This window comes from Sphingomonas flavescens (assembly GCF_030866745.1).
GTDB lineage: Bacteria > Pseudomonadota > Alphaproteobacteria > Sphingomonadales > Sphingomonadaceae > Sphingomicrobium > Sphingomicrobium flavescens.
On sequence record NZ_CP133016.1, the window covers coordinates 899,441 to 919,063 of the forward strand.

The window sequence follows — 19,623 nt, forward strand, 5'->3', positions numbered from 1 at the left end:
CCAGCGATCGGTGGCATGAACGAGCACGTCCCCACTTCACGAAACAGCAAGGTCGGCGGCCACCGCGGGCGTCTGCGCGACCGCCTGCTGAGTGCCGGCGCTGGCGGCTTCCACGATTACGAGCTGGTGGAGTATCTGCTTACCCTCACCATCCCGCGGGTCGACACGAAGCCGTTGGCGAAACGGTTACTCGGGGATTTCGGTGGAATCGGACCGTTGCTCCAGGCCAATGCCGACGTGCTACGGCGCGAGGGGCTTTCTGACGCCACGATTGCGGCGCTCAAGATCGCGGAGGCCGCGGCGCTTCGCATGCTTGAAACCAGGATCGAGGGGCAGCCGGTGCTGTCGAGCTGGGACGCCCTTAACGATTATCTTCACGCGCAAATGGCCCATCGGCGAACCGAGGAGGTTCGCGTGCTCTTCCTCAACGCCAAGAACATGCTCCTTGCCAATGAAGCGTTGTGGCAGGGAAGCGTGGACGAGGCGTCAGTCCATGTGCGCGAAGTCATCGCCCGCGCCATCGCGCTGGGCGCTACGGCGCTCATTATCGTTCACAACCATCCCAGCGGCGACCCGACGCCATCGACGCAAGACATTCGTCTCACGCGCGACCTCGTCGACGCTGGCCGGCATATGAAGATTACCGTCCACGATCACGTCGTCGTCGGCACCCAAGGACGGACCAGCATGCGCGCGATGGGGCTGATGTAGCGGGTTTGATGCGCTGCGGCCCCTCTGCTAGCCGCCCTAGCCATGGTCCCTCGCTATTCCCGCCCCGCCATGACCGCCATCTGGTCAGCCGAAAACCGCTACCGGATTTGGTGGCAGATCGAGGTCTTTGCCGCGGAGGCGATGGGCAAGATCGGGATGATTCCCGCCGACGATGCCGCGACGATCCGGGCCGCTTACGACCGGAATGCCCTGGGCGAGATCGATATTGAGGCAATCGACGCAATCGAGGCGGTCACGAAGCATGACGTCATCGCTTTCCTGACCTGGGCCGGCGAGAAGCTGGGCCCGGAGCGGCGCTGGCTGCATCAGGGCATGACGAGCTCCGATGTGCTGGACACGGCCCTCGCGGTTCAGCTGAAGCAGGCCGCAGATCTGCTGATCGCCGACCTCGATGCGTTGCTTGAGGTACTGAAACGGCGGGCCTTCGAACATAAGCTGACGCCGACCATCGGGCGCAGTCACGGCATTCACGCCGAACCGACCACCTTCGGTCTTAAGCTGGCCCAGGCTTACGCAGAGTTTGCGCGCAATCGCGAGCGGCTCATTGCGGCGCGGGACGATGTTGCGACCTGCGCGATCTCCGGTGCAGTCGGTACCTTCGCCAACGTCCCCCCCGCGGTCGAAGAGCATGTCGCTGCCGAGCTCGGGCTAACCGCGGAGCCGATCTCCACCCAGGTGATTCCGCGCGATCGCCACGCCATGTTCTTCGGAACATTGGGCGTTATCGCGTCATCGATCGAGCGGCTGGCGACCGAAATTCGTCACCTGCAGCGGACTGAGGTTCTCGAAGCGGAAGAATATTTCTCGCCCGGGCAAAAGGGCAGCTCGGCCATGCCGCACAAGCGGAACCCGGTGCTGACCGAGAACCTGACCGGCCTCGCGCGCATGGTGCGCAGCGCAGTGACGCCCGCGCTCGAGAACGTCGCTCTGTGGCATGAGCGGGATATCTCGCACTCTTCGGTCGAGCGCTTCATCGGCCCCGACGCAACGATCACACTCGACTTCGCCTTGGCGCGCCTAGCCGGCGTGGTCGACAAGCTGCTCGTCTATCCGGAGCGGATGCAGAAGAATCTGGACCGAATGGGTGGTCTGGTTCACTCCCAGCGTGTCCTCCTTGCGCTCACTCAGGCCGGGATGAGCCGCGAGGACAGTTATGCGCTCGTCCAGCGCAATGCGATGAAGGTATGGGAATCGGACGGCCAGCTGTCGTTGCTTGAATTGCTCAAGAGCGATGCTGAGGTGACCTCGCGGTTGTCGAACGCGCAACTCGAAGAGCTGTTCGATCTTCAACACCACCTGAAGAACGTCGATGGGATTTTCGATCGGGTGTTCAAACCGACGGCCTAAGTGCCTAGCATCAAGCAAGATTCTTGACCGCGGAGCAGGAATCGGGGTCTAATCGGATCGCCGAATCTGCCGGGGGGCCGATGAACGCGATTGACGAGACGATAGAGCGAGTAGCTGCGGCCATGCCGACGCCTGAGGGAGTGCAGACGGGCACTTACTTTCTCGAGCTGTCGCCCGATTGGATCGTCCGGCGAGCGTCCGAAAACATCCATCATCTTCTCGGCGAATCTCACGTCACGCTAATCGATGAACCGCTCGGTCGGTTCGTGCACGGCCAGGCGCTCCACGACATCCGCAATCTATTCTCACGACTGAGCGGCACCACGGGCATTGGGCGCGCCTACGCGATCCGGCTGACGGATGATCCGGACCTCGTCGACGTAGCGTTTCAGTTGGCGCAAGGCCGCGTATTGCTGGAAGCAGTCCCAACCGAGGGGACGTTCGGCGAGCATTTCGGCACGGTGGGCGGCCTGATCGCCGGACTGTCAGGCGCTCATGGACAGGCTTTGCTGGATGGCGGTGCACGACGCATGCGGGCACTGACGGGCTACGATCGGGTGATCCTGCGCTTGGGAGACAGCTACGCTGAAAGCAGCCGCGGCCTGTTTCCCGGCCCCGCGGAGGACGTTGCCGATATTCCGCCTATCATGGCCGACGCAGATGCGCCGACAGTCAGGCTTTTTCCCCGAGAAACAAAGAGCGCGGCTGCAGATCATGCCTTGATGGCCGGCCTTGGCGACGGGACGCGGTCAAGTCTCGCCCGCTCCGGCGTTCGCGCCGCGATGCGCCTGCCTTTCGAGGCGCGGGGCCTCTACGGTGAATTTCGCTGCGACAGCCGGGTGCCACGGCCAAGCAGCCTCGAACTCCATGCAGCCGCGGAACTGTTCGCCCAGATGTTCGGATTGCGACTCGAGATAGACGGCTAGCGCGTTAGCCGAACATATCCCGTGCGCGGCCGAAGAAACCCTTCGACGCGGGACATTCGTCGCCAGTCTCGGTGGCGCGGAACTCCTCGAGTATCTTCTTTTGCTTCGCGCTCATCCGCGTCGGCGTCTCGACCAGAATGCGCGCGACCAAATCGCCGCGGCCGCGGCCGTTCAGAACGCTCATTCCCGCACCGCGATGGCGCAATTGCTCGCCAGACTGAATGCCGGCGGGGATTTTTAGATCAACCTTATGACCATCGATCCCCGGAAGGCTTATGCTTCCCCCGAGCGCTGCAGTCGTGAAGCTGACTGGGCAATCGGCAACCAGCGTCGTCCCCTCGCGGCCGTAGATCGGATGCCGCTTCATGTGGACGAAGAGATAAAGGTCACCACTGGCAGCACCGCGAACACCGGCCTCGCCCTCGCCCGCGACGCGAATGCGCGTACCCTCGTCGACGCCAGCCGGGATTTTCACGGCCAGCTTTCGCTGGGTCATCGCCCGGCCTTCGCCATGGCAATGTGTGCACGGATCCGCGATCACTTCGCCGGAACCCCGGCAAGTCGGGCAACCGCGCTCCACTACAAAGAAACCTTGCTGCGCGCGTACCTTGCCCATGCCGCCGCATGTCTGACATGCGCTCGCACAGCTGTCCGATTTCATGCACCCGCGCCCACCGCACTGCTCGCACGTCGCGTTGGCCTGGACTGTAATCGTCTGCTCGCTGCCCGTGAAAGCATCTTCCAGGCTTAGCTCGAGGTCGTAGCGAAGATCGGCACCGCGCGCGGCATTCTGCTGCGCCCGCGGATCCATGAACTCGCCGAAAATGGTCGAGAAGATATCGGAGAATCCGTTGAACCCGGCTTCGGCAAACGGATCATGCCCGCCGCCGCCGTTCTGGAACGCCGCCTTGCCAAATCGGTCGTAGGCGGCGCGCTTCTGCGGGTCCTTCAGGACGTCATAGGCTTCGTTGATCGACTTGAACCGCGCTTCCTGGTCGCGGCAGCCCTGGTGCCGGTCCGGATGGCATTCCTTGGCCATCCGCCGGTACGCGGACTTGATCGTGGCGTCGTCCGCACCGCGGGCAACACCCAGCAGTTCATAATAGTCCTGCTCGACCATCTTTATTCCCCGTTACGCGCAACTGGACGAGGCGCGGCCTCTCCGCTCTCCGAGAGACCGCGCCAGGTCATCAGGCCTTGTTCTCGCCTTCGTCGACTTCGGAGAATTCCGCGTCGACGACTTCTTCCTGGCCCGGCTGCTCGCCGCCTGCTTCGCCCGACGCGCCGGCTTCACCGCCGGTCTGCTGGGCTTGCGCCTGCTGCTGCTCGTACATCGCCTGGCCGAGCTTCATCGCCGCCTGGGTCAGCGCCGCCGTCTTCTGCTGCATGTCATCGGCGTCGCCGCTCTCGACCGCAGTTTTCGCTTCGGCCAGCGCCTTCTCGATCTCTTCCTTGACCTCGGTCGAAACCTTGTCGCCATGTTCGGCGAGCTGCTTCTCGGTTGAGTGGATCAGGCTTTCCGCATTGTTCTTGGCTTCGGCCGCAGCGCGCCGCTTCTTGTCCTCTTCAGCAAACTGCTCGGCTTCCTTGACCATCTTTTCGATGTCGGAATCGTTGAGCCCGCCCGAAGCCTGGATGCGGATCTGCTGTTCCTTGCCCGTGCCCTTGTCCTTGGCGGACACGTTCACGATGCCGTTGGCGTCGATGTCGAAGGTGACTTCGATCTGCGGAATGCCGCGCGGCGCCGGCGGAATGCCGACCAAATCGAACTGGCCGAGCACCTTGTTGTCGGCCGCCATCTCACGCTCGCCTTGGAAGACGCGGATGGTCACCGCATTCTGATTATCCTCGGCAGTCGAAAAGACCTGGCTCTTCTTGGTCGGGATCGTCGTGTTGCGGTCGATCATCCGGGTGAACACGCCGCCCAGCGTTTCGATGCCCAGCGACAGCGGGGTCACGTCCAGCAGCAGCACGTCCTTGACGTCGCCCTGCAGAACGCCGGCCTGGATCGCCGCGCCCATGGCGACGACTTCGTCCGGGTTCACGCCGGTATGCGGATCCTTGCCGAAGAACTCCTTCACCTTCTCGCGGACCAGCGGCATGCGGGTCATGCCGCCGACCAGGACGACTTCGTCCACGCCCTTGGCGTCGATGCCCGCATCCTTGAGCGCCTTCTTGCACGGCTCCATCGTCCGCTCGACCAGATCCGCCACCAGCTTCTCCAGGTCCGCGCGGGTAATGGTCTCGACGAGGTGAAGCGGCGTCGTCGCGCCGCCTTCCATGCGGGCGGTGATGAACGGCTGGTTGACCTCGGTCGTCTGCGCCGACGACAGTTCGATCTTCGCCTTTTCGGCAGCTTCCTTCAGCCGCTGCAGCGCGAGCCGGTCGGTGCGAAGGTCGATGTTCTCCTTCGCCTTGAACTTGTCGGCCAGGTAATTGACGATCTTGGCATCGAAGTCTTCGCCGCCGAGGAAGGTGTCGCCGTTGGTCGACTTCACCTCGAACACGCCGTCGCCAATCTCAAGCACCGACACGTCGAACGTGCCGCCGCCAAGATCGTAAACGACGATCGTCTTGCCGTCGTCCTTTTCCAGACCATAGGCCAACGCGGCCGCGGTCGGCTCGTTGATGATACGCAGCACTTCCAGACCCGCAATCTGTCCGGCGTCCTTGGTCGCCTGGCGCTGCGCGTCATTGAAGTAAGCGGGAACAGTGATGACCGCCTGGGTGACCGTCTCGCCGAGATAGGCTTCGGCCGTTTCCTTCATCTTCTGCAGGATGAAGGCCGAGATCTGCGACGGGGAATAATCCTTGCCGCCGGCCCCGACCCATGCGTCGCCGTTCTGGCCCTTGACGATCTTGTAGGGCACCAGCTCGGTGTCCTTCTTGGTGATGGGATCGTCGAACCGGCGCCCGATCAGGCGCTTCACCGCGAAAATCGTATTGTCGGGATTGGTGACCGCCTGGCGCTTCGCCGGCTGGCCGATCAGCCGTTCGCCGTCCTTTGTGAAAGCGACGACGGAAGGCGTGGTGCGCGCGCCTTCGCTGTTCTCAATGACCTTCGGCTTGCCGCCTTCCATGACGGCGACGCAGCTGTTGGTCGTGCCCAAGTCGATTCCAATGACCTTGGCCATGTTTTCTCTACCCTCTCTCTTCAGCCCCACTCGGCCCCTTAAAGGCGGCCGAAATGTTGATTTTGTGAGAGGGATATAGGTGCGATGAAATGAGCGACAAGGAGCGCCGCAACGAAGCGCAAATTGCGCTTACGGCATCGCCATCCCGCCGTTGACGTGAAGTGTCTGGCCGGTGACGTAACCGGCTTCCTTCGAGGCCAGGTAGACGCACGCCGCGCCGATGTCGTCGCCACTGCCCATGGACCCCATCGGGATGCGCGACAGAATGCCCGCGCGCTGCTGCTCGTTTAGCGCATCGGTCATGGCCGAGGTCATGAAGCCCGGCGCGATCGCGTTGGCGGTAACGTTGCGGCTGGCAAGCTCCTGCGCCACCGCTTTGGTCATGCCGATAAGACCGGCCTTCGACGCAACGTAGTTGGCTTGACCCGGATTGCCCGTGACGCCAACGACCGAGGTGATCGAGATGATGCGGCCGAAGCGCGCCTTCATCATCGGCTTGGCCGCCGCGCGCATCAGCCGGAACGCGGCTTCGAGGTTGATGCGAATGACCTCCTCGAATTCCTCATCCTTCATTCGCATCAGCAAATTGTCGCGGGTGACGCCGGCATTGTTGATGAGAATGTCGAGTTTGCCGCCGAGTGCCGCCAAGGCTGCTGGGACGAGGTTGTCGACGGCCAGCGGATCCGAGAGGTTGGCTGGGACTGCGATGTGATCGCCACCCAGCTCCGCGCGGAATGCCGTCAGCTTCTCCGCGTTGGACCCCGAAAGCGCTAGACGAGCACCCTGCCCCGCAAGCGCTTTCGCAATGGCGCTGCCGAGGCCGCCGCTGGCGCCCGTCACCAGCGCCGTCATGCCGGTCAGATCGAACATCTATGCAATCTCCTTCGCCATCGCTTCGATATCTTCGATGGTGACGACGCTCGTCACCTTGGCGTCGGGCGCGATGCGCTTGACCATTGGACCCAGGACCTTGCCGCCGACCTCGACGAACTCGTGGACGCCGGCGTTGAACATGTTGGCGACGCTTTCCCGCCAGCGGACCATGCCGGTGACCTGCTCGACGAGCTGCGTGCGAATAGTGTCAGGATCGGTCGTCGGCTGCGCCGTTACATTGGCGAACAGCGGAACGGCAGGCGTCTCGACGACGACGTAGCTCAATGCATCCTGCATAGCGTCGGCCGCAGGCTGCATCAGCGGGCAGTGAAAAGGTGCCGAAACCGGCAGGGCGATCGCGCGCTTCGCACCCATGTCCTTGGCCATCTCGATCGCCCGGTCGATCGCGGCTTTGTGGCCTGATATCACCACCTGGCTCGGATCGTTGTCGTTGGCGACGGTGCAGACCTCGCCTCGCTCTGCCGCGTCGGCAATCTTCTGAGCGAGAACGAGATCAGCGCCCAGCAGGGCAGCCATCGCGCCCTCGCCGACCGGCACCGCCTGCTGCATCGCCTGACCCCGAAGCTTCAGCAGCTTGGCCGTCGTGGCAAGATCGAACGCGCCCGCGGCGCAGAGCGCGGAATATTCGCCAAGGCTGTGGCCCGCGACGAAGTTTGCGACGCCCGCAAGATCGACGCCCAGCGTCCTGAGCACCGCGATCGAATGCGCCATGATCGCCGGCTGCGCATTCTCGGTGAGCTTCAGCTTGTCGTCCGGTCCTTCGCGCATCAGGCGGAACAGGTTCTGACCGAGTGCTTCGTCCACCTCCGCGAAGACGTCCTTGGCTGGCCGGCTCGCTTCGGCCAGCGCAGCGCCCATGCCGATGGCCTGGCTCCCCTGCCCCGGAAAAATGAAAGCGCGCATCTTACTCCCCTGATTTGGCGCGCGGCCTAGGCCCAAGGGCTTGGATTGCCAACCCTGCCCGGGGGTGCAAAGCGGACGCGCATGACCGACCACAGCATCAGCATCGACACCCATCCCGAGCCCGCATCGCGGATGCTCGGCAAGTGGATGAGCGCGGCAATGGTGGTCGGGACGATGGTTGGGTCGGGCATTTACCTACTGCCGACCACGCTCGCGCCCTACGGCTACAATTTGGTCATCGCCTTCCTGCTGACCGGCTTCGGAACGATGTGCCTCGCCTTCTGCCTCGCCCGTCTCGCGGCGCAGATCCCGGGCGGCCCTTTCGCCTATGTGACGGAAGCCTTTGGCGAGACCGCAGCCTTCCTGACCTTGTGGAGCTACGTCGTCTCGCAGATTACCGGCGTGGCAGGTGTTGCGGTGGCGATCGCCGGGGCGTTGAGCCATGTGGTTCCACAGGTCGGCTCCGGCCCGGGCCTTATCGCGGTCGCGCTAGGCTCGATCGTGATCCTTAGCCTCGTGAACCTTCGCGGCGCCCGTTCGGCCGGCGTGCTCCAGGTCATCGCGACGCTGATCAAAATCGTGCCGCTGCTGGCGGTCGTTTTGTTCGTGCTCGTGCGATTGGGAACCGGCCAGCCGCTCGAACCACTGGAGCCTACGCCGATCAACGTCAGCGCCATCACCATCGCGGGCGCGCTAATGCTCTTCTCGCTCACAGGCTTCGAAGCCGCTGCCGTCACCGCGAACGTCACGCGTGATTCAACCTCTACGGTGCCCACGGCGACCATCGTCGGGACCGGCTTTACGGCGGTAATCTATCTTCTCTCGACCGTGGCGACTCTGATGCTCCTGCCCAGCGCTTTGGCAGCAAAAAGCGGCGCACCGTTCGCCGATGCAATCGCGCCGATCCTCGGGCCCCTGGCTGGAGCCGTCGTGGCCGTTATCGCGGCGATCAGCGCGTTCGGGACGGCCAACGCCTTGTTGCTATTCGCTGCTGAGATCAGCCGGACCATTGCCGGCGCCCGGGACCTTCCTCCGGTCTTTCGAAAGACGAACCGGGTTGGTGCGCCAGTCGGCGCGATCCTGATCGTAGCCGCGATTTCGGCACTGCTGGTGCTGGCGAGCTCGTCGAAAAACTTCGTTGCGCTTTACGTGTTCATCACGCTGGTTTCGACCGTGGCCGCATTGGTGCTTTACATCGTCTGCGCGGCCGCCGCGCTCAAGCTGAAGGTGGTCGGTCGCTGGGCGATCATCGCGGTGATTGGCGTCTTTTACTCGATCGCGATGTTCATCGGGGCGGGCCTCGAAGCCACGTTATGGGGCTTCGGGCTGGCGCTGATCGGCTTGCCAATCCGCGCTATCTCGCGTTGGCTAAACGGCTCCAGCCGGTCGGCGGAGGCGAGTCCAACCGCGCCTCGGGGATGAGTTTTCGCAGTTTCTGCGCGAAGCTCCGCAGGCAGACCTCGCTCGTCCCCAGCGGTCCCGCCCGATAGCTCGACGACTGCATGCCGAGCTGGACGCGGGTGATCAGCTCGGTGTCCTCGGCATTTACGCGGCGATTGATCCGCCAGTTCAGGTAGCGCGCCGCGCGCATCTCGCGCCGGTCGTCCGGTAAAGCATAGCTGATCTCGCGGATCACCGTCTCAGTCGCGCTGACCGGCAGGAATTGCATGAAATCGACCTGGTCGGGGTAGATGTCGAAGGCGACATTTGGAAACAGCTTGTAATAGAGCCACTTGCGCTGGTGGCTCGCCGGCAGATGTTCCGCGGCCGGCAACAGCTCCTGGTAGGCACGCTCGCTCGGATTCGTCGAAGCCGCTTCGACCAGATCGCCCTCCATCCGGTCGACATTCTCACGCGCTTCGATGCGATAATTGCGTCCGAACAGCCGCGTCAGTCCCGGATGCCCGACGGGGATGTGCAGCCCGTCAGAATAGTTGTCCGCGATCGTCTTCCAGTTGAGCGGCCGCTCACGCAGCGTAACCCGCCCAATCGCTCGCAGGTGCTCGAACCGGTATGGCGCGACCTCGGCCTCGTAGGGCGCCATCATCTCCGCGACCGACGGCGCGCCCGGCTCGAGCGAGATGAACAGAAATCCGTGCCACTTCTCCAGCGCGACGGGCACCAACCCGAGTTCCTCGGTCCGAAGGTCGGGATACTCACTGCGATGCGGTACACCGACCAGCCGCCCGTCCCGCGCATAGCTCCACGCGTGGTACGGACAGGTCAACACCCGAGCACAGCCGCCGTTGCCATCGACCAGCCGCGACCCGCGGTGCCGGCAGACGTTCGAAAAAGCCCGGACCTGGCCGTCGTCACCGCGGATGACGATGACGCTCTCGCCAAGATATTCCAGACTCCGCCATTCTCCCGGCTGCGGAATCTCGTTCTCATGGCACACCACCTGAGGCGCCGCTCGAAGGAACGCCGCCTTCTCCGCTTCGAGAAATTCCGGATCACGATACAGCCAACCAGGCAGGCTCATGCCGTCGAGCGGATCGGAGCTCGTGCTCACCGGCTTCAGCTGTGTCGCCATCGCTGCAAGCCTTGCCATTTCGGTCACTTTGCGGCAATGGGCCCACCGCTGGCGCGAGAGGCTTGGCCTTTCGCGCTTGTTTATTTTGAACGACAGCCGGAGGGGCGTCCGCATTGGGCGGCGTCAGCGATCGGCCAACATGGACGAGAACACATGCCGCTCTACGAGCATGTTTTCCTTGCGCGTCAGGATCTGGCTCAGGCCCAGGTCGATGCACTCGCGGAAAACGCCACCAAGATCATCACCGACAATGGCGGATCGATCGCCAAGACCGAGACCTGGGGCTTGCGCAGCCTCGCGTACCGGATCGCGAAGAACCGCAAGGCGCACTACGTCGCGCTCGACATCGATGCCCCGGCCGCGGCGATCGCCGAACTGGAGCGTCAGTCGAACATCAACGAAGACATCATCCGCTTCCTTACCCTGCGCGTTGACGAGCATGAAAAGGGCCCGTCGGCCATGATGCGCCGTGGCGAAAAGGACCGCGAGCGCGGCCCGCGCCGCGACGACCGCGGTGACCGCAGCGAATATCGCGCCAACCGTGAAGAGGAGGTCGAATAATGGCCCGCGCATTTTTCCGCCGCCGCAAGTCGTGCCCCTTCTCGGGCAAGGACGCGCCGAAGATTGATTACAAGGACGTGCGCCTGCTTCAGGGCTTCGTGTCCGAGCGCGGCAAGATCGTGCCGTCGCGGATCACCGCCGTCTCTTCCAAGAAGCAGCGTGAGCTGGCGAAGGCGATCAAGCGCTCGCGCCACATCGGCCTGCTTCCCTACGTCGTGAAGTAAGGAGCGCTCACAATGGAAGTCATTCTGCTTGAGCGTGTCGAGAAGCTCGGCGCCATCGGCGACGTGGTGAAGGTCAAGGACGGGTTCGCCCGCAACTTCCTTCTGCCCAACAAGAAGGCGCTGCGTGCCAACGAAGCCAACCGCAAGGTCTTCGAGGCCAATCGTGCGCGCATCGAGGAAGAGAACGCGAACCGCCGCGGCGATGCCGAGAAGGCGTCGAAGGGCGTCGACGGGAAGACCGTTCAGCTCATCCGCCAGGCGTCGAACACCGGCCAGCTCTACGGTTCGGTAAGCGCTCGCGACATCGTCGAGGCGCTGGAAACCGAAGGTGCGCACGTGACGAAGAGCCAGGTTGTCCTGGATCGTCCAATCAAGGCGATCGGTATGTACGACGTGAAAATCGCGCTTCACCCGGAAGTGGCCGTCACCGTCAAGGTGAACGTCGCTCGCTCGCCGGAAGAAGCCGAGCTGCAGGCGCAGGGCGTCGACGTCATGGCGCAGATGTTCGAGCGCGACGACGCCGGCTTCACCGAGGCCTACGATCCGAACGCCGAACCGGGCGCGACGGCGGAAACGCCGACCGAAGCGCCGGCTGCGGCCGAGGGCGAAGCCGGGCAGGCCTGACTCGCCCGCGGCTAAGAAAATGAGGGTCGCCGGTCGCATGATCGGCGGCCCTTTTTCGTGCGCCGAGCCGTTCGTCGCATAGGCCTATCAGCCGTAGGAACGTCTGCTCGCCAACGCTTGTTTAACGGTCAGAGCAATGCGGGGGCCGTGTGGAGTAATCACAATGGCTGAAGAACGGGACGATCAGGATTTCGGCGGCAGCGAAAGCCAGCAGAACCAGCAGACGACGACAGGCCAACAGAGCCAGCAGAATGAATTTGGCCAGCAACAGGGCCAGCAAAGTGGTGGACTCGGCTCGCAGCAGAATATGAGCCAGGGCAATCAACCGATCGGTGGAAACGACAGCGAAAGCGGTTCGGGAACCACGATGAGCCAGGGTGCCGATTTCGGTGGCCAAAGCTCAGGCGGTCAAAGCTCCAGCGGCCAGACGCAGTCTAGCGGCGATGGCGACAGCATGATCGCCGATCAGTTTGGCGGCAACGGAAACGTTGAAGGCTCTTCGTCGCGCTCGTCCGATGAAAACTTCATCGGCTCGCAGGGAACGGGCTCCGGCGACTATCTGCAGGAAGGTGGATCGTCCGGAAACGCGACTGGCGGCAGCGACTTCGCCGAACAGGGCCAGGGCGCCCTCGACGAAGACGACAGCAATTCCGACAGCAACCAGACCGATGGGTCGGGCAGTTCGGGTAGCTCGTTCTAAGGGCGCAAGTCTTGGAACACGGCGCCGCGCCTCGCGAGGGGCGCGGCGCTTTCTTGTTCAGCGGATCGCATAATGATCCGCCACTCGGTCGAGTGCGAACGTCAGGACTAGTCGGCCCGACCGTGCCGGCCAGCCCAGCGCCGTCTCGGCATCGCGCATCCCCTCACCTGCGCAAACGATCCGCCACAAGATGTCGGTCAGTCCGGGTCCTGCGGCCGCGATCGCGCTGTCGAACCGGCGCTTGGCATCGATCTGGCTCCCGCTGAGATCAGGCTGTCCAGCTGCTCCACCGCGCCCCCGCGCCACGGGCGCAGCATCCCACGACATGGTGACCCGCTCCGATAGCTGGGCGCGCTCCCAATCGCAGCGTAGCCGCTCTCCCGCTTCATACTCGCGCCGGGTGATGAACTTGCGCGCAAACAGCCAGCCAAGCGGCGATTCCGTGACGTTGACCGTTACCGAGCGCGAGGATGCGTCTCCCCGCCCATCACTGACCACATCGCGCTCGACTCTACGTTCTTCCAATATCCGTGTTTGTTTTTGGGACATGCGCGTCTCCTCGGTACGAACCCCGCTTGCCACATCGGCAAAACTGTAGGACAGTCATAAAACCTAAATGGTTAGTTGGACCGAAGCCCAATGATCACTCGTATTCGTGAAGTCCGCCGCGCCCGTGGGATGACGCTGGACGACGTCGCGTCGCGCTGCACGCCCCCAACCACTGCGCAAACGATCGGGCGCCTCGAAACCGGCACGCGTACGGTGTCGGTCGGCTGGCTCAACCGGATCGCGACAGCATTAGGTGTGGAGGCACAGGACCTGGTCGAGGGCGGCGACAAGGCCGAGCTCAAGGTCGTGGCGGTGCTCGGCGCTGGCGGCGCGCTGGCCCCCCGCAGGGAATCGATCGTGGTGTCTCCGCGCACCGACGAAGGGCAGGTTGCGGTCCTGGTCGGCGGAAGCGTCGGCGATTATCGCGCTGGCGACGAGCTATGGTGCCAGACGCTGGACGCCGCCAACTATGGAAAAGCGATGAACCGCGACGTTCTCGTCCCCCGCCCCGCCGGCCGCTTTCTCTTCGGGCGCCTCATCAATCGTGACGACGACAAGCTGCAGATCCTACCGCTCGAAGCCGGCGGCCGGCAGCAGATCGTGGCAAGTCCGCCTTGGTTAGCCGTGGCGACAAAGCTGGTTCGAACCCTTTGATCAGGATGGCTACATGACGGAAGCATCGGAAGAGATTGACCGTAAGATCGCTGGCATCGGCGACTGGCGGGGAACGATGCTGGGCGATCTACGCAGCGTCATCCGATCCGCCGATCCTGACATCGTTGAAGAGATCAAATGGCGGAAGCCGAGCAATCCGTCAGGCGTGCCCGTCTGGTCGCTAGACGGAATGATCTGCACCGGCGAGGTCTACAAAAGCGCGGTTAAGCTGACCTTCGCCAACGGCGCCTCACTCGATGACCCGGCGAAACTGTTCAATGCGAGTCTTGCCGGCGGCACGCGGCGAGCCATCGATTTTGCGGAAGGCGACAAGATCGATGAAGGAGCGCTCGCAAACCTTGTTCGCGAGGCGATTGCGTTCAACCGCGCGAAGGGCCGCGGGTGATCGCCAGCCACCTGGTGGGCGGTGACGGGCTCGAACCGCCGACCCTCTCGGTGTAAACGAGATGCTCTACCAACTGAGCTAACCGCCCGCGGGAGCTGCCCTGCCATGCGGGCCGCCGGGCCGCAAGTCGCTCAGATCGCCGCGACCGGTCCAACTTCCGCAAAGTAGCGCTTCATTGCGTGACTCGCGTCGGGCGCTAGCTCGACATAGACACGTCGGCCATCGTGAGGATCGGGGCGCCGCACGAACAGGCCCTGGTCGACGAGCGTCTTCAACCAGCGAAGCGCAGTAGTCGCAGGCACGGACGCGGCAATGCACAGGCTGGACACGGGCACGCGCAATTGAGCGATCTCCGCCTGCAACAGATCGAGAAGCATATCCCAGGCAGGATCCGCGAAGAGCTCCTCAGAGAAAAAGCGGCTCCGAAGTCGGCGCGCCCGGATCACCTGCCGTACCGTCTCGATTGAAACTGCCGGCATGTCCCCAGCGGGCATGGGTTGGACGAGAGGACGCGTTGTATCTGGTCCGACGGACAGACGCGCGAGCGTACTCGCGATCCGGCTGACTTCCTCACTCAGTTGCCTCAAGCGCTCGGCATTACGATCCGACCCTATATCGCCGTAGCGAGACGTGCGCCCCCGTTGCGCTAATGCCAAAGACAGCGCAGTCGTCCGCTCGACCTCATTGGCGTCGACAATAAGTTCGACAGCGCTATCGCCAATCTTCGCACTAACGGCGTCGAGTACCTCCGATGAAGTGGAGACGATTGCTGCGTAGAAGCCCCGCGACACATCGTGATCGACTTGCTTGAGAAGCGCATCCATCGGCTCTCCGCAGTCGCGATCCAGTTCAAGCCAGACAGCGGCGGTGGTCGGCTGCGATCTGATGCGTGCTAGCGCTTCTTCGACAGGAAGCCGAGCGCCGACTCGCAGCCCGCTGGCATCCATGATCGACGCTGCTTCGCGCATTGCCCGACCGCTGCTCGCAGCGATTAAGACGGGGGCCGACCCACCGGAATAATTGAGATCGTCTGAGCTGCTCGAATACGCGTCCATGGATGCCCCTTAGTGGCGAGCGGGTCCGAGCAAGACCTGGATAACCGGCATTTTGGATGGAAGTTAGTCGGTTTTAAATCCGAAATGGACCTATCGACATGGAAGTCTGCATTTCTTGTTTTACAGCGCTCGAGGGGGCCCTGAGAGCAGATGTGCAGCGTACCGATCGAACATCCAGCGGCGGAAAACGCTCGTTGGCTCGCGGAGATTTCTGAAGCTCTGGATGCGGCCCGGGATACGCTCGTCGGCTTGGAAGCGCGGCTCGTTGACCGTCAGCTCGCGAGCGAACTTTATCAAAGAATCGAGGCAGCCCGGTTCGAAGTTCGCTCACTGCGACTTAGCCGATCGATCACTGGACGAAGATTGCATCCATAATGGAGCAATTTGTTCGATTCAGAGGCCCTCGGGTAGATTTCCGCCGCCCGCAAATGGTTCGAGATACGGCTCCAGCCGCGGCGGCTTCCACCCTGAGGTCGCCACGAAGGCTCGATTGACGAAAGCCGTCTTGCCGTAATGAAGCGAGTTACCATCGGGCCCGTCGACCCGTCCGCCTGCGGCCAGCAATACCGCGTGCCCTGCGGCGGTATCCCATTCGCTGGTCGGGGAAGCGCGCGGATAAATGTCCGCTTCGCCCTCGGCTACGATGCAAAATTTGAGCGAGGACCCGACGGCCGCATAGCCGCAACCACCGGCCGCCCGTTCCAAATAGTCGATCGTCGCCTGGTTAAGGTGAGACTTGGACGCGACGGCCGTTAGCAATTCGCTTCTCGACCGCGTGCGGATTTCCTCGCGCTTTCCGTCGGCCTCAAGCCAAGCGCCTGTCCCCACGACACCAGCGTGCAATTGGAGCGTGGCAGGCGCGTAGACGACGCCCGCGGTTGGCTGCCGATGTTCGATAAGCCCGATGTTGACCGTGTAATCCGTCCCACCGCGAACGAACTCTTTCGTGCCGTCGAGAGGATCGACCAGAAAGTACGTATCGCCGTGTGTCGGTACCCGCCCCGCGGCAACTTCTTCCTCCGCGATCACGGGCACGCCCGGCGCTGCGCGCGCGAGTGCAGCAAGAATGATTAGCTCGGCCGCGCGGTCGGCCTCAGTAACTGGCGAACGATCAGCCTTAGTCTCAACATCGAAACCGCGCCGGACGATCTGCTGGATCGCCTCTCCGGCCTCGCGCGCCGCCTCGGCTAAAGCCTCGACTAAGCGCGCGCGGTCCATCTCAGCGCGGGGCCATCCGGATACCGCCGTCGAGCCGCACAGCCTCGGCATTCATGTAGACGTTTTCGATCATGAAGCAGGCCAGCCGCGCATACTCTTCAGGCTGTCCAAGCCGCTTGGGAAACGGCACCTGCGCGCCGAGCGCATCCTGCACGTTCGGCGGCATCATCGCGACCATGGGCGTTTTGAACACGCCCGGAAGGATTGTGTTGACGCGCACGCCTTCATTCATGAGGTCGCGCGCGATCGGCAGCGCCATCGCCAGCACGCCGCCCTTGGACGCGGAATAGGCGGCCTGGCCGATTTGCCCGTCTTCCGCGGCGACCGAGGCCGTGTTGATGATCACGCCCTTCTCGCCGTCGGCGAGCGGCTCTAGGTCAACCATGCCGAAAGCGCTTGTGGCCAGGCATCGGAAGCTGCCGATTAGGTTGATCTGGATGGCCAGTTCGAACTGTTGGATCGGGTAAGCCTTGGCGGCTTTGGTTTCCTTGTCGCGTGAAACCGTCTTCGCTGCGTTGGCGACGCCGGCGCAATTGACGAGGATGCGCTCCTGGCCGTGCGCCGCCCGAGCTTTTTCGAAAGCAACCTTGACCTTCTCGTCCGACGTTACGTCAACCTCGCAGAACACCCCGCCAATGTCCTTGGCGACCTGTTCACCGCGCTGGGTGTCGCGATCGAATACTGCCACCTTTGCGCCGCGCCGCCCCAATTCGCGCGCCGTGGCTTCGCCAAGCCCTGAAGCGCCACCGGTGACGACCGCCGCCACGCCGTTAATATCCATCGTGCTCTATCCTGCTGCAGCTTTCGGCTCGGCCTATGCGCCGGCGGGCCCACGTTCAAGATGGAGACCGGACGATTCATCGTCGATGCAGCTTGGTTATCGGATAAGGTGCGCTAGACTCTGGGCAAATTTTGAGGGGAGCTGCTGTGCAACGGAAATTGAAGGCGCTTTTGCTGGCCGGTCTTGGCGGCCTTGCTTTGGCCTCCAGCCCCGTTTCCGCCCAAGTAAATACTACGCCCGCTGTCAGGCCCGACGTCAGCGCGGCGTACGGCCGATATCATTTCAAGCCAATCTGGTTTCGCGCCGGCGCCCAGGACCCAGCGCCCGCGCAACTTGTTGCGATCCTTCAGCGTGCGCCGTTCGACGGGTTCGCCGAAGGTCCTCAGCTTGCCGCGCAAGTTCAAGCAGCGGTCTCGGCTGCTTCTGCAAATCCGGCCGCGTTGGCGACCGCCGAGCAGACGTTGTCCACCGCGTGGGTCCGCTACGTGCAAGCGCTGAAGCGGCCGACGGATGGCATGATCTATGCTTATCCTGTCCTGCGCCCGCAGGGCGTGCAGACCGATGAGATCTTGCTGACTGCGGCGGCGGCGCCGTCGCTAAGTCAGTACTTGACGACAACGTCGAACCTGAACCCGATCTATCAGCAACTCCGCGATGCCGGCTGGGCGGCTGCGCAAAGCAGTGGCAACCTCGCTCCCGATCCGCGCTTGCTCGCTAACCTCGACCGAGCGCGCTCGATCCCCGCACGCGGCCGCTTCGTGCTGGTGGATTCGGGTTCGCAAATGCTGACGATGTTCGAAAACGGGCAGCCGGTGGACCGAATGAAGGTCATCGTTGGCACCAACGAACTCCCGACGCCGCTAATCGCCAGCATGATGTATTACGTCACCTACAATCCCTACTGGCATGCTCCCGATCATCTGGTTCGAAAGACCATCGCCCCGACGTATCTCAAGCAAGGCGCGGGCTACCTGAAGTCCCACGGCTACCGCGTGATCGATCAGTGGAGCGAGAATCCGACAGTCCTCGATGCTTCGACGGTGGACTGGAAAGGCGCCGCGGCAGGCACGAGCCATCTGTTCGTGCGGCAGGATCCCGGCCCGCTCAATTCGATGGGGAAGCTGAAATTTCCTTTTCCCAACCCCGAAGGAATTTACCTCCACGACAGCCCGGGCAAGGATCTCTTCGCCAAGGCGAGGCGTAACCTGAGCAATGGTTGCGTGCGGCTTGAAGATGCCCGCCGCCTCGGTCGCTGGTTGATCGGCCAGGATCCGGTCGCTCCGTCCAACGAGCCGGAACTACGCTCGCAGCTGCCGCAAGGCGTCCCGGTCGTGCTGACCTATTTCACTGCTCAGGTGAAGGATGGAAAGCTCGTCTACACCGACGATTTCTACGGCTGGGATAAGGCGGCTCCCCGCTGGGCCTCTGCCGCTCCGGGCAACATCGCTCGATAAGCTTCCACGCAAAGAAAAACCGGCCCGGGCGCTAGCCCGAGCCGGTCAATCGTTCCGTATGAACTTCGCTTAGAAGCCGCGTTCCGGCGCCGGTGGCGGCGGCGGCGGCGGCGGCGGCGGAGCCGGGCACGCTGCGTCAGCCGGGATCACCGAGCCATCCGGGCACGTCTGCGTCGCCGGAGGCGGCGGAGGTGGCGGCGGTGGCGGCGGAGGTGGAGGCGGCGGTGGCGGCGCGTAAAAGTTGTAGATCGCGCTCGCCAGCAGGCTGTGCGAACGGAACCGCGCGCTGATGTCGCCCGTGCGCGTGCCACCCGTGATCGGGAACGCGCCGTTGAACCGCAGACGCGAAACGTTGAACAACCGGTACTTCAAACCGATGTCGACATTGGGCGTCACCGCATAACGCACGCCGGCGATACCTTGCCAAGCCAAACGGCTATCGGAATCGGAGAAGCCAACCGCGCCGATGTACGGCGGCAGAGAGGCGGCGCTGAAGCTGTACTTGGCACGCGCCATTCCGACGCCGCCGCCAAGATAACCGCTCAAGCCTTCGTCGCCGAAGTCGAGCAAAACATTGCCCATCAACGACAGCACATTGGCATGACCGTTGACCGGATACACCGTCGTAACCGAGTTCAGGCTGGCATTACCGGCCCGCTTCCAGCCCAATTCCGCTTCGACCCGAACAGCACCGAAATCATAGCCGGCGACCGCATCGACGTCGTAACCAGACTTATGATCGATCACATACTGCGGATTGGTCGCGGCATCTGTGACGTTGAATTGAGAATCCTCAACCCACATCACGCCGCCTTCGAGGCCCACATACACCGAATGATCCTTAGCGACGGCAGGCGTCGCAAGACCAGTCGATGCGAGCGCCATCGCAATGGCCAGCTTGCGCATAATTGTCCCCTTTCACGTGCGT

General features: G+C 63.1%; 21 protein-coding genes and 1 tRNA gene. 11 read left to right on the forward strand and 11 right to left on the reverse strand.

All coding sequences use genetic code 11. The features are described 5' to 3' along the window. Positions 1-15 precede the first annotated feature (15 nt). The 3 genes from radC (at position 16) to QU596_RS04570 (ending at position 3,005) form a co-directional block, all read left to right on the forward strand. Positions 16-711, forward strand: coding sequence for a RadC family protein (gene radC, locus QU596_RS04560; protein ID WP_308517444.1), 696 nt, complete (start codon positions 16-18; stop codon positions 709-711). Positions 712-753: 42 nt separating this feature from the next. Next, on the forward strand, positions 754-2,079 hold the full coding sequence (purB, locus tag QU596_RS04565; RefSeq protein WP_308517445.1) for an adenylosuccinate lyase: 1,326 nt from the start codon (positions 754-756) through the stop codon (positions 2,077-2,079). Between the two features lie 80 nt (positions 2,080-2,159). Next, the gene (locus tag QU596_RS04570) at positions 2,160-3,005 is read left to right on the forward strand and encodes a hypothetical protein (RefSeq protein WP_308517446.1); all 846 of its coding nucleotides are present in this window, start codon (positions 2,160-2,162) and stop codon (positions 3,003-3,005) included. 4 nt (positions 3,006-3,009) lie between these two features. Here QU596_RS04570 and dnaJ read toward each other — a convergent pair whose 3' ends face one another. From dnaJ to fabD, 4 genes are all read right to left on the reverse strand, one after another. Next, the gene (gene dnaJ, locus QU596_RS04575; protein WP_308517447.1) at positions 3,010-4,125 is read right to left on the reverse strand and encodes a molecular chaperone DnaJ; all 1,116 of its coding nucleotides are present in this window, start codon (positions 4,123-4,125) and stop codon (positions 3,010-3,012) included. A gap of 70 nt (positions 4,126-4,195) precedes the next feature. Beyond that, the gene (gene dnaK / locus QU596_RS04580; RefSeq protein ID WP_308517448.1) at positions 4,196-6,139 is read right to left on the reverse strand and encodes a molecular chaperone DnaK; all 1,944 of its coding nucleotides are present in this window, start codon (positions 6,137-6,139) and stop codon (positions 4,196-4,198) included. Between the two features lie 129 nt (positions 6,140-6,268). Then, on the reverse strand, positions 6,269-7,009 hold the full coding sequence (gene fabG, locus QU596_RS04585; protein ID WP_308517449.1) for a 3-oxoacyl-[acyl-carrier-protein] reductase: 741 nt from the start codon (positions 7,007-7,009) through the stop codon (positions 6,269-6,271). Further along, positions 7,010-7,936, reverse strand: a complete 927-nt coding sequence (gene fabD / locus QU596_RS04590; protein WP_308517450.1) for an ACP S-malonyltransferase — start codon at positions 7,934-7,936, stop codon at positions 7,010-7,012. An 81-nt stretch (positions 7,937-8,017) separates the two neighbouring features. Between fabD and QU596_RS04595 the strand changes: the two genes are divergently transcribed. Further along, positions 8,018-9,358 carry an APC family permease gene (locus QU596_RS04595; protein ID WP_308517451.1) on the forward strand — a complete coding sequence of 447 codons (1,341 nt, stop codon included), beginning with the start codon at positions 8,018-8,020 and terminating at the stop codon, positions 9,356-9,358. Here QU596_RS04595 and QU596_RS04600 read toward each other — a convergent pair. Further along, entirely contained in the window at positions 9,291-10,487 is a 1,197-nt protein-coding gene (locus tag QU596_RS04600) for an aromatic ring-hydroxylating oxygenase subunit alpha (RefSeq protein ID WP_420030941.1), read from the reverse strand. The genes QU596_RS04595 and QU596_RS04600 overlap by 68 nt on opposite strands. Before the next feature lie 135 nt (positions 10,488-10,622). Here QU596_RS04600 and rpsF point away from each other — a divergent pair, with 135 nt between their 5' ends. The 4 genes from rpsF (at position 10,623) to QU596_RS04620 (ending at position 12,578) form a co-directional block, all read left to right on the forward strand. Continuing rightward, positions 10,623-11,030: a 30S ribosomal protein S6 gene (rpsF, locus tag QU596_RS04605; protein WP_308517452.1), complete on the forward strand. Its 408-nt coding sequence runs from the start codon at positions 10,623-10,625 to the stop codon at positions 11,028-11,030. After that, positions 11,030-11,254 (forward strand): 30S ribosomal protein S18, encoded by a 225-nt coding sequence (gene rpsR / locus QU596_RS04610; protein ID WP_308517454.1) that lies wholly within the window; start codon positions 11,030-11,032, stop codon positions 11,252-11,254. Before rpsF ends, rpsR begins: the two co-directional genes overlap by 1 nt. A 12-nt stretch (positions 11,255-11,266) precedes the next feature. Continuing rightward, positions 11,267-11,878, forward strand: a complete 612-nt coding sequence (gene rplI, locus QU596_RS04615) for a 50S ribosomal protein L9 (protein ID WP_308517455.1) — start codon at positions 11,267-11,269, stop codon at positions 11,876-11,878. A gap of 163 nt (positions 11,879-12,041) precedes the next feature. Continuing rightward, a complete protein-coding gene (locus QU596_RS04620; RefSeq protein WP_308517457.1) occupies positions 12,042-12,578 on the forward strand; it encodes a hypothetical protein in 537 nt (178 codons plus the stop codon). A 57-nt stretch (positions 12,579-12,635) separates the two neighbouring features. Here QU596_RS04620 and QU596_RS04625 read toward each other — a convergent pair whose 3' ends face one another. Next, a complete protein-coding gene (locus QU596_RS04625) occupies positions 12,636-13,127 on the reverse strand; it encodes a DUF6456 domain-containing protein (protein WP_308517458.1) in 492 nt (163 codons plus the stop codon). 90 nt (positions 13,128-13,217) lie between these two features. Between QU596_RS04625 and QU596_RS04630 the strand changes: the two genes are divergently transcribed. Together QU596_RS04630 and QU596_RS04635 are read left to right on the forward strand one after the other, a co-directional pair. Continuing rightward, positions 13,218-13,781, forward strand: coding sequence for a helix-turn-helix domain-containing protein (locus QU596_RS04630; RefSeq protein ID WP_308517459.1), 564 nt, complete (start codon positions 13,218-13,220; stop codon positions 13,779-13,781). A gap of 13 nt (positions 13,782-13,794) precedes the next feature. Then, positions 13,795-14,187 (forward strand): DUF1801 domain-containing protein, encoded by a 393-nt coding sequence (locus QU596_RS04635; protein ID WP_308517460.1) that lies wholly within the window; start codon positions 13,795-13,797, stop codon positions 14,185-14,187. A 12-nt stretch (positions 14,188-14,199) separates the two neighbouring features. On the opposite strand, the gene QU596_RS04640 is transcribed toward QU596_RS04635, so the two are convergent. From QU596_RS04640 to QU596_RS04655, 4 genes are all read right to left on the reverse strand, one after another. Then, positions 14,200-14,275, reverse strand: a tRNA-Val gene (locus QU596_RS04640). Between the two features lie 43 nt (positions 14,276-14,318). Continuing rightward, positions 14,319-15,242: a MarR family winged helix-turn-helix transcriptional regulator gene (locus tag QU596_RS04645; RefSeq protein WP_308517461.1), complete on the reverse strand. Its 924-nt coding sequence runs from the start codon at positions 15,240-15,242 to the stop codon at positions 14,319-14,321. A 393-nt stretch (positions 15,243-15,635) separates the two neighbouring features. Continuing rightward, complete coding sequence (gene cysQ, locus QU596_RS04650; RefSeq protein WP_308517462.1) at positions 15,636-16,460, reverse strand: 3'(2'),5'-bisphosphate nucleotidase CysQ; 825 nt, start codon at positions 16,458-16,460, stop codon at positions 15,636-15,638. A 1-nt stretch (position 16,461) separates the two neighbouring features. After that, on the reverse strand, positions 16,462-17,241 hold the full coding sequence (locus QU596_RS04655; RefSeq protein WP_308517463.1) for an SDR family NAD(P)-dependent oxidoreductase: 780 nt from the start codon (positions 17,239-17,241) through the stop codon (positions 16,462-16,464). A gap of 146 nt (positions 17,242-17,387) precedes the next feature. Here QU596_RS04655 and QU596_RS04660 point away from each other — a divergent pair, with 146 nt between their 5' ends. Then, a complete protein-coding gene (locus QU596_RS04660) occupies positions 17,388-18,695 on the forward strand; it encodes a L,D-transpeptidase family protein (protein ID WP_308517464.1) in 1,308 nt (435 codons plus the stop codon). A 69-nt stretch (positions 18,696-18,764) separates the two neighbouring features. Here QU596_RS04660 and QU596_RS04665 read toward each other — a convergent pair whose 3' ends face one another. Then, complete coding sequence (locus QU596_RS04665) at positions 18,765-19,601, reverse strand: outer membrane protein (protein ID WP_308517465.1); 837 nt, start codon at positions 19,599-19,601, stop codon at positions 18,765-18,767. Between the last annotated feature and the right edge of the window lie 22 nt (positions 19,602-19,623).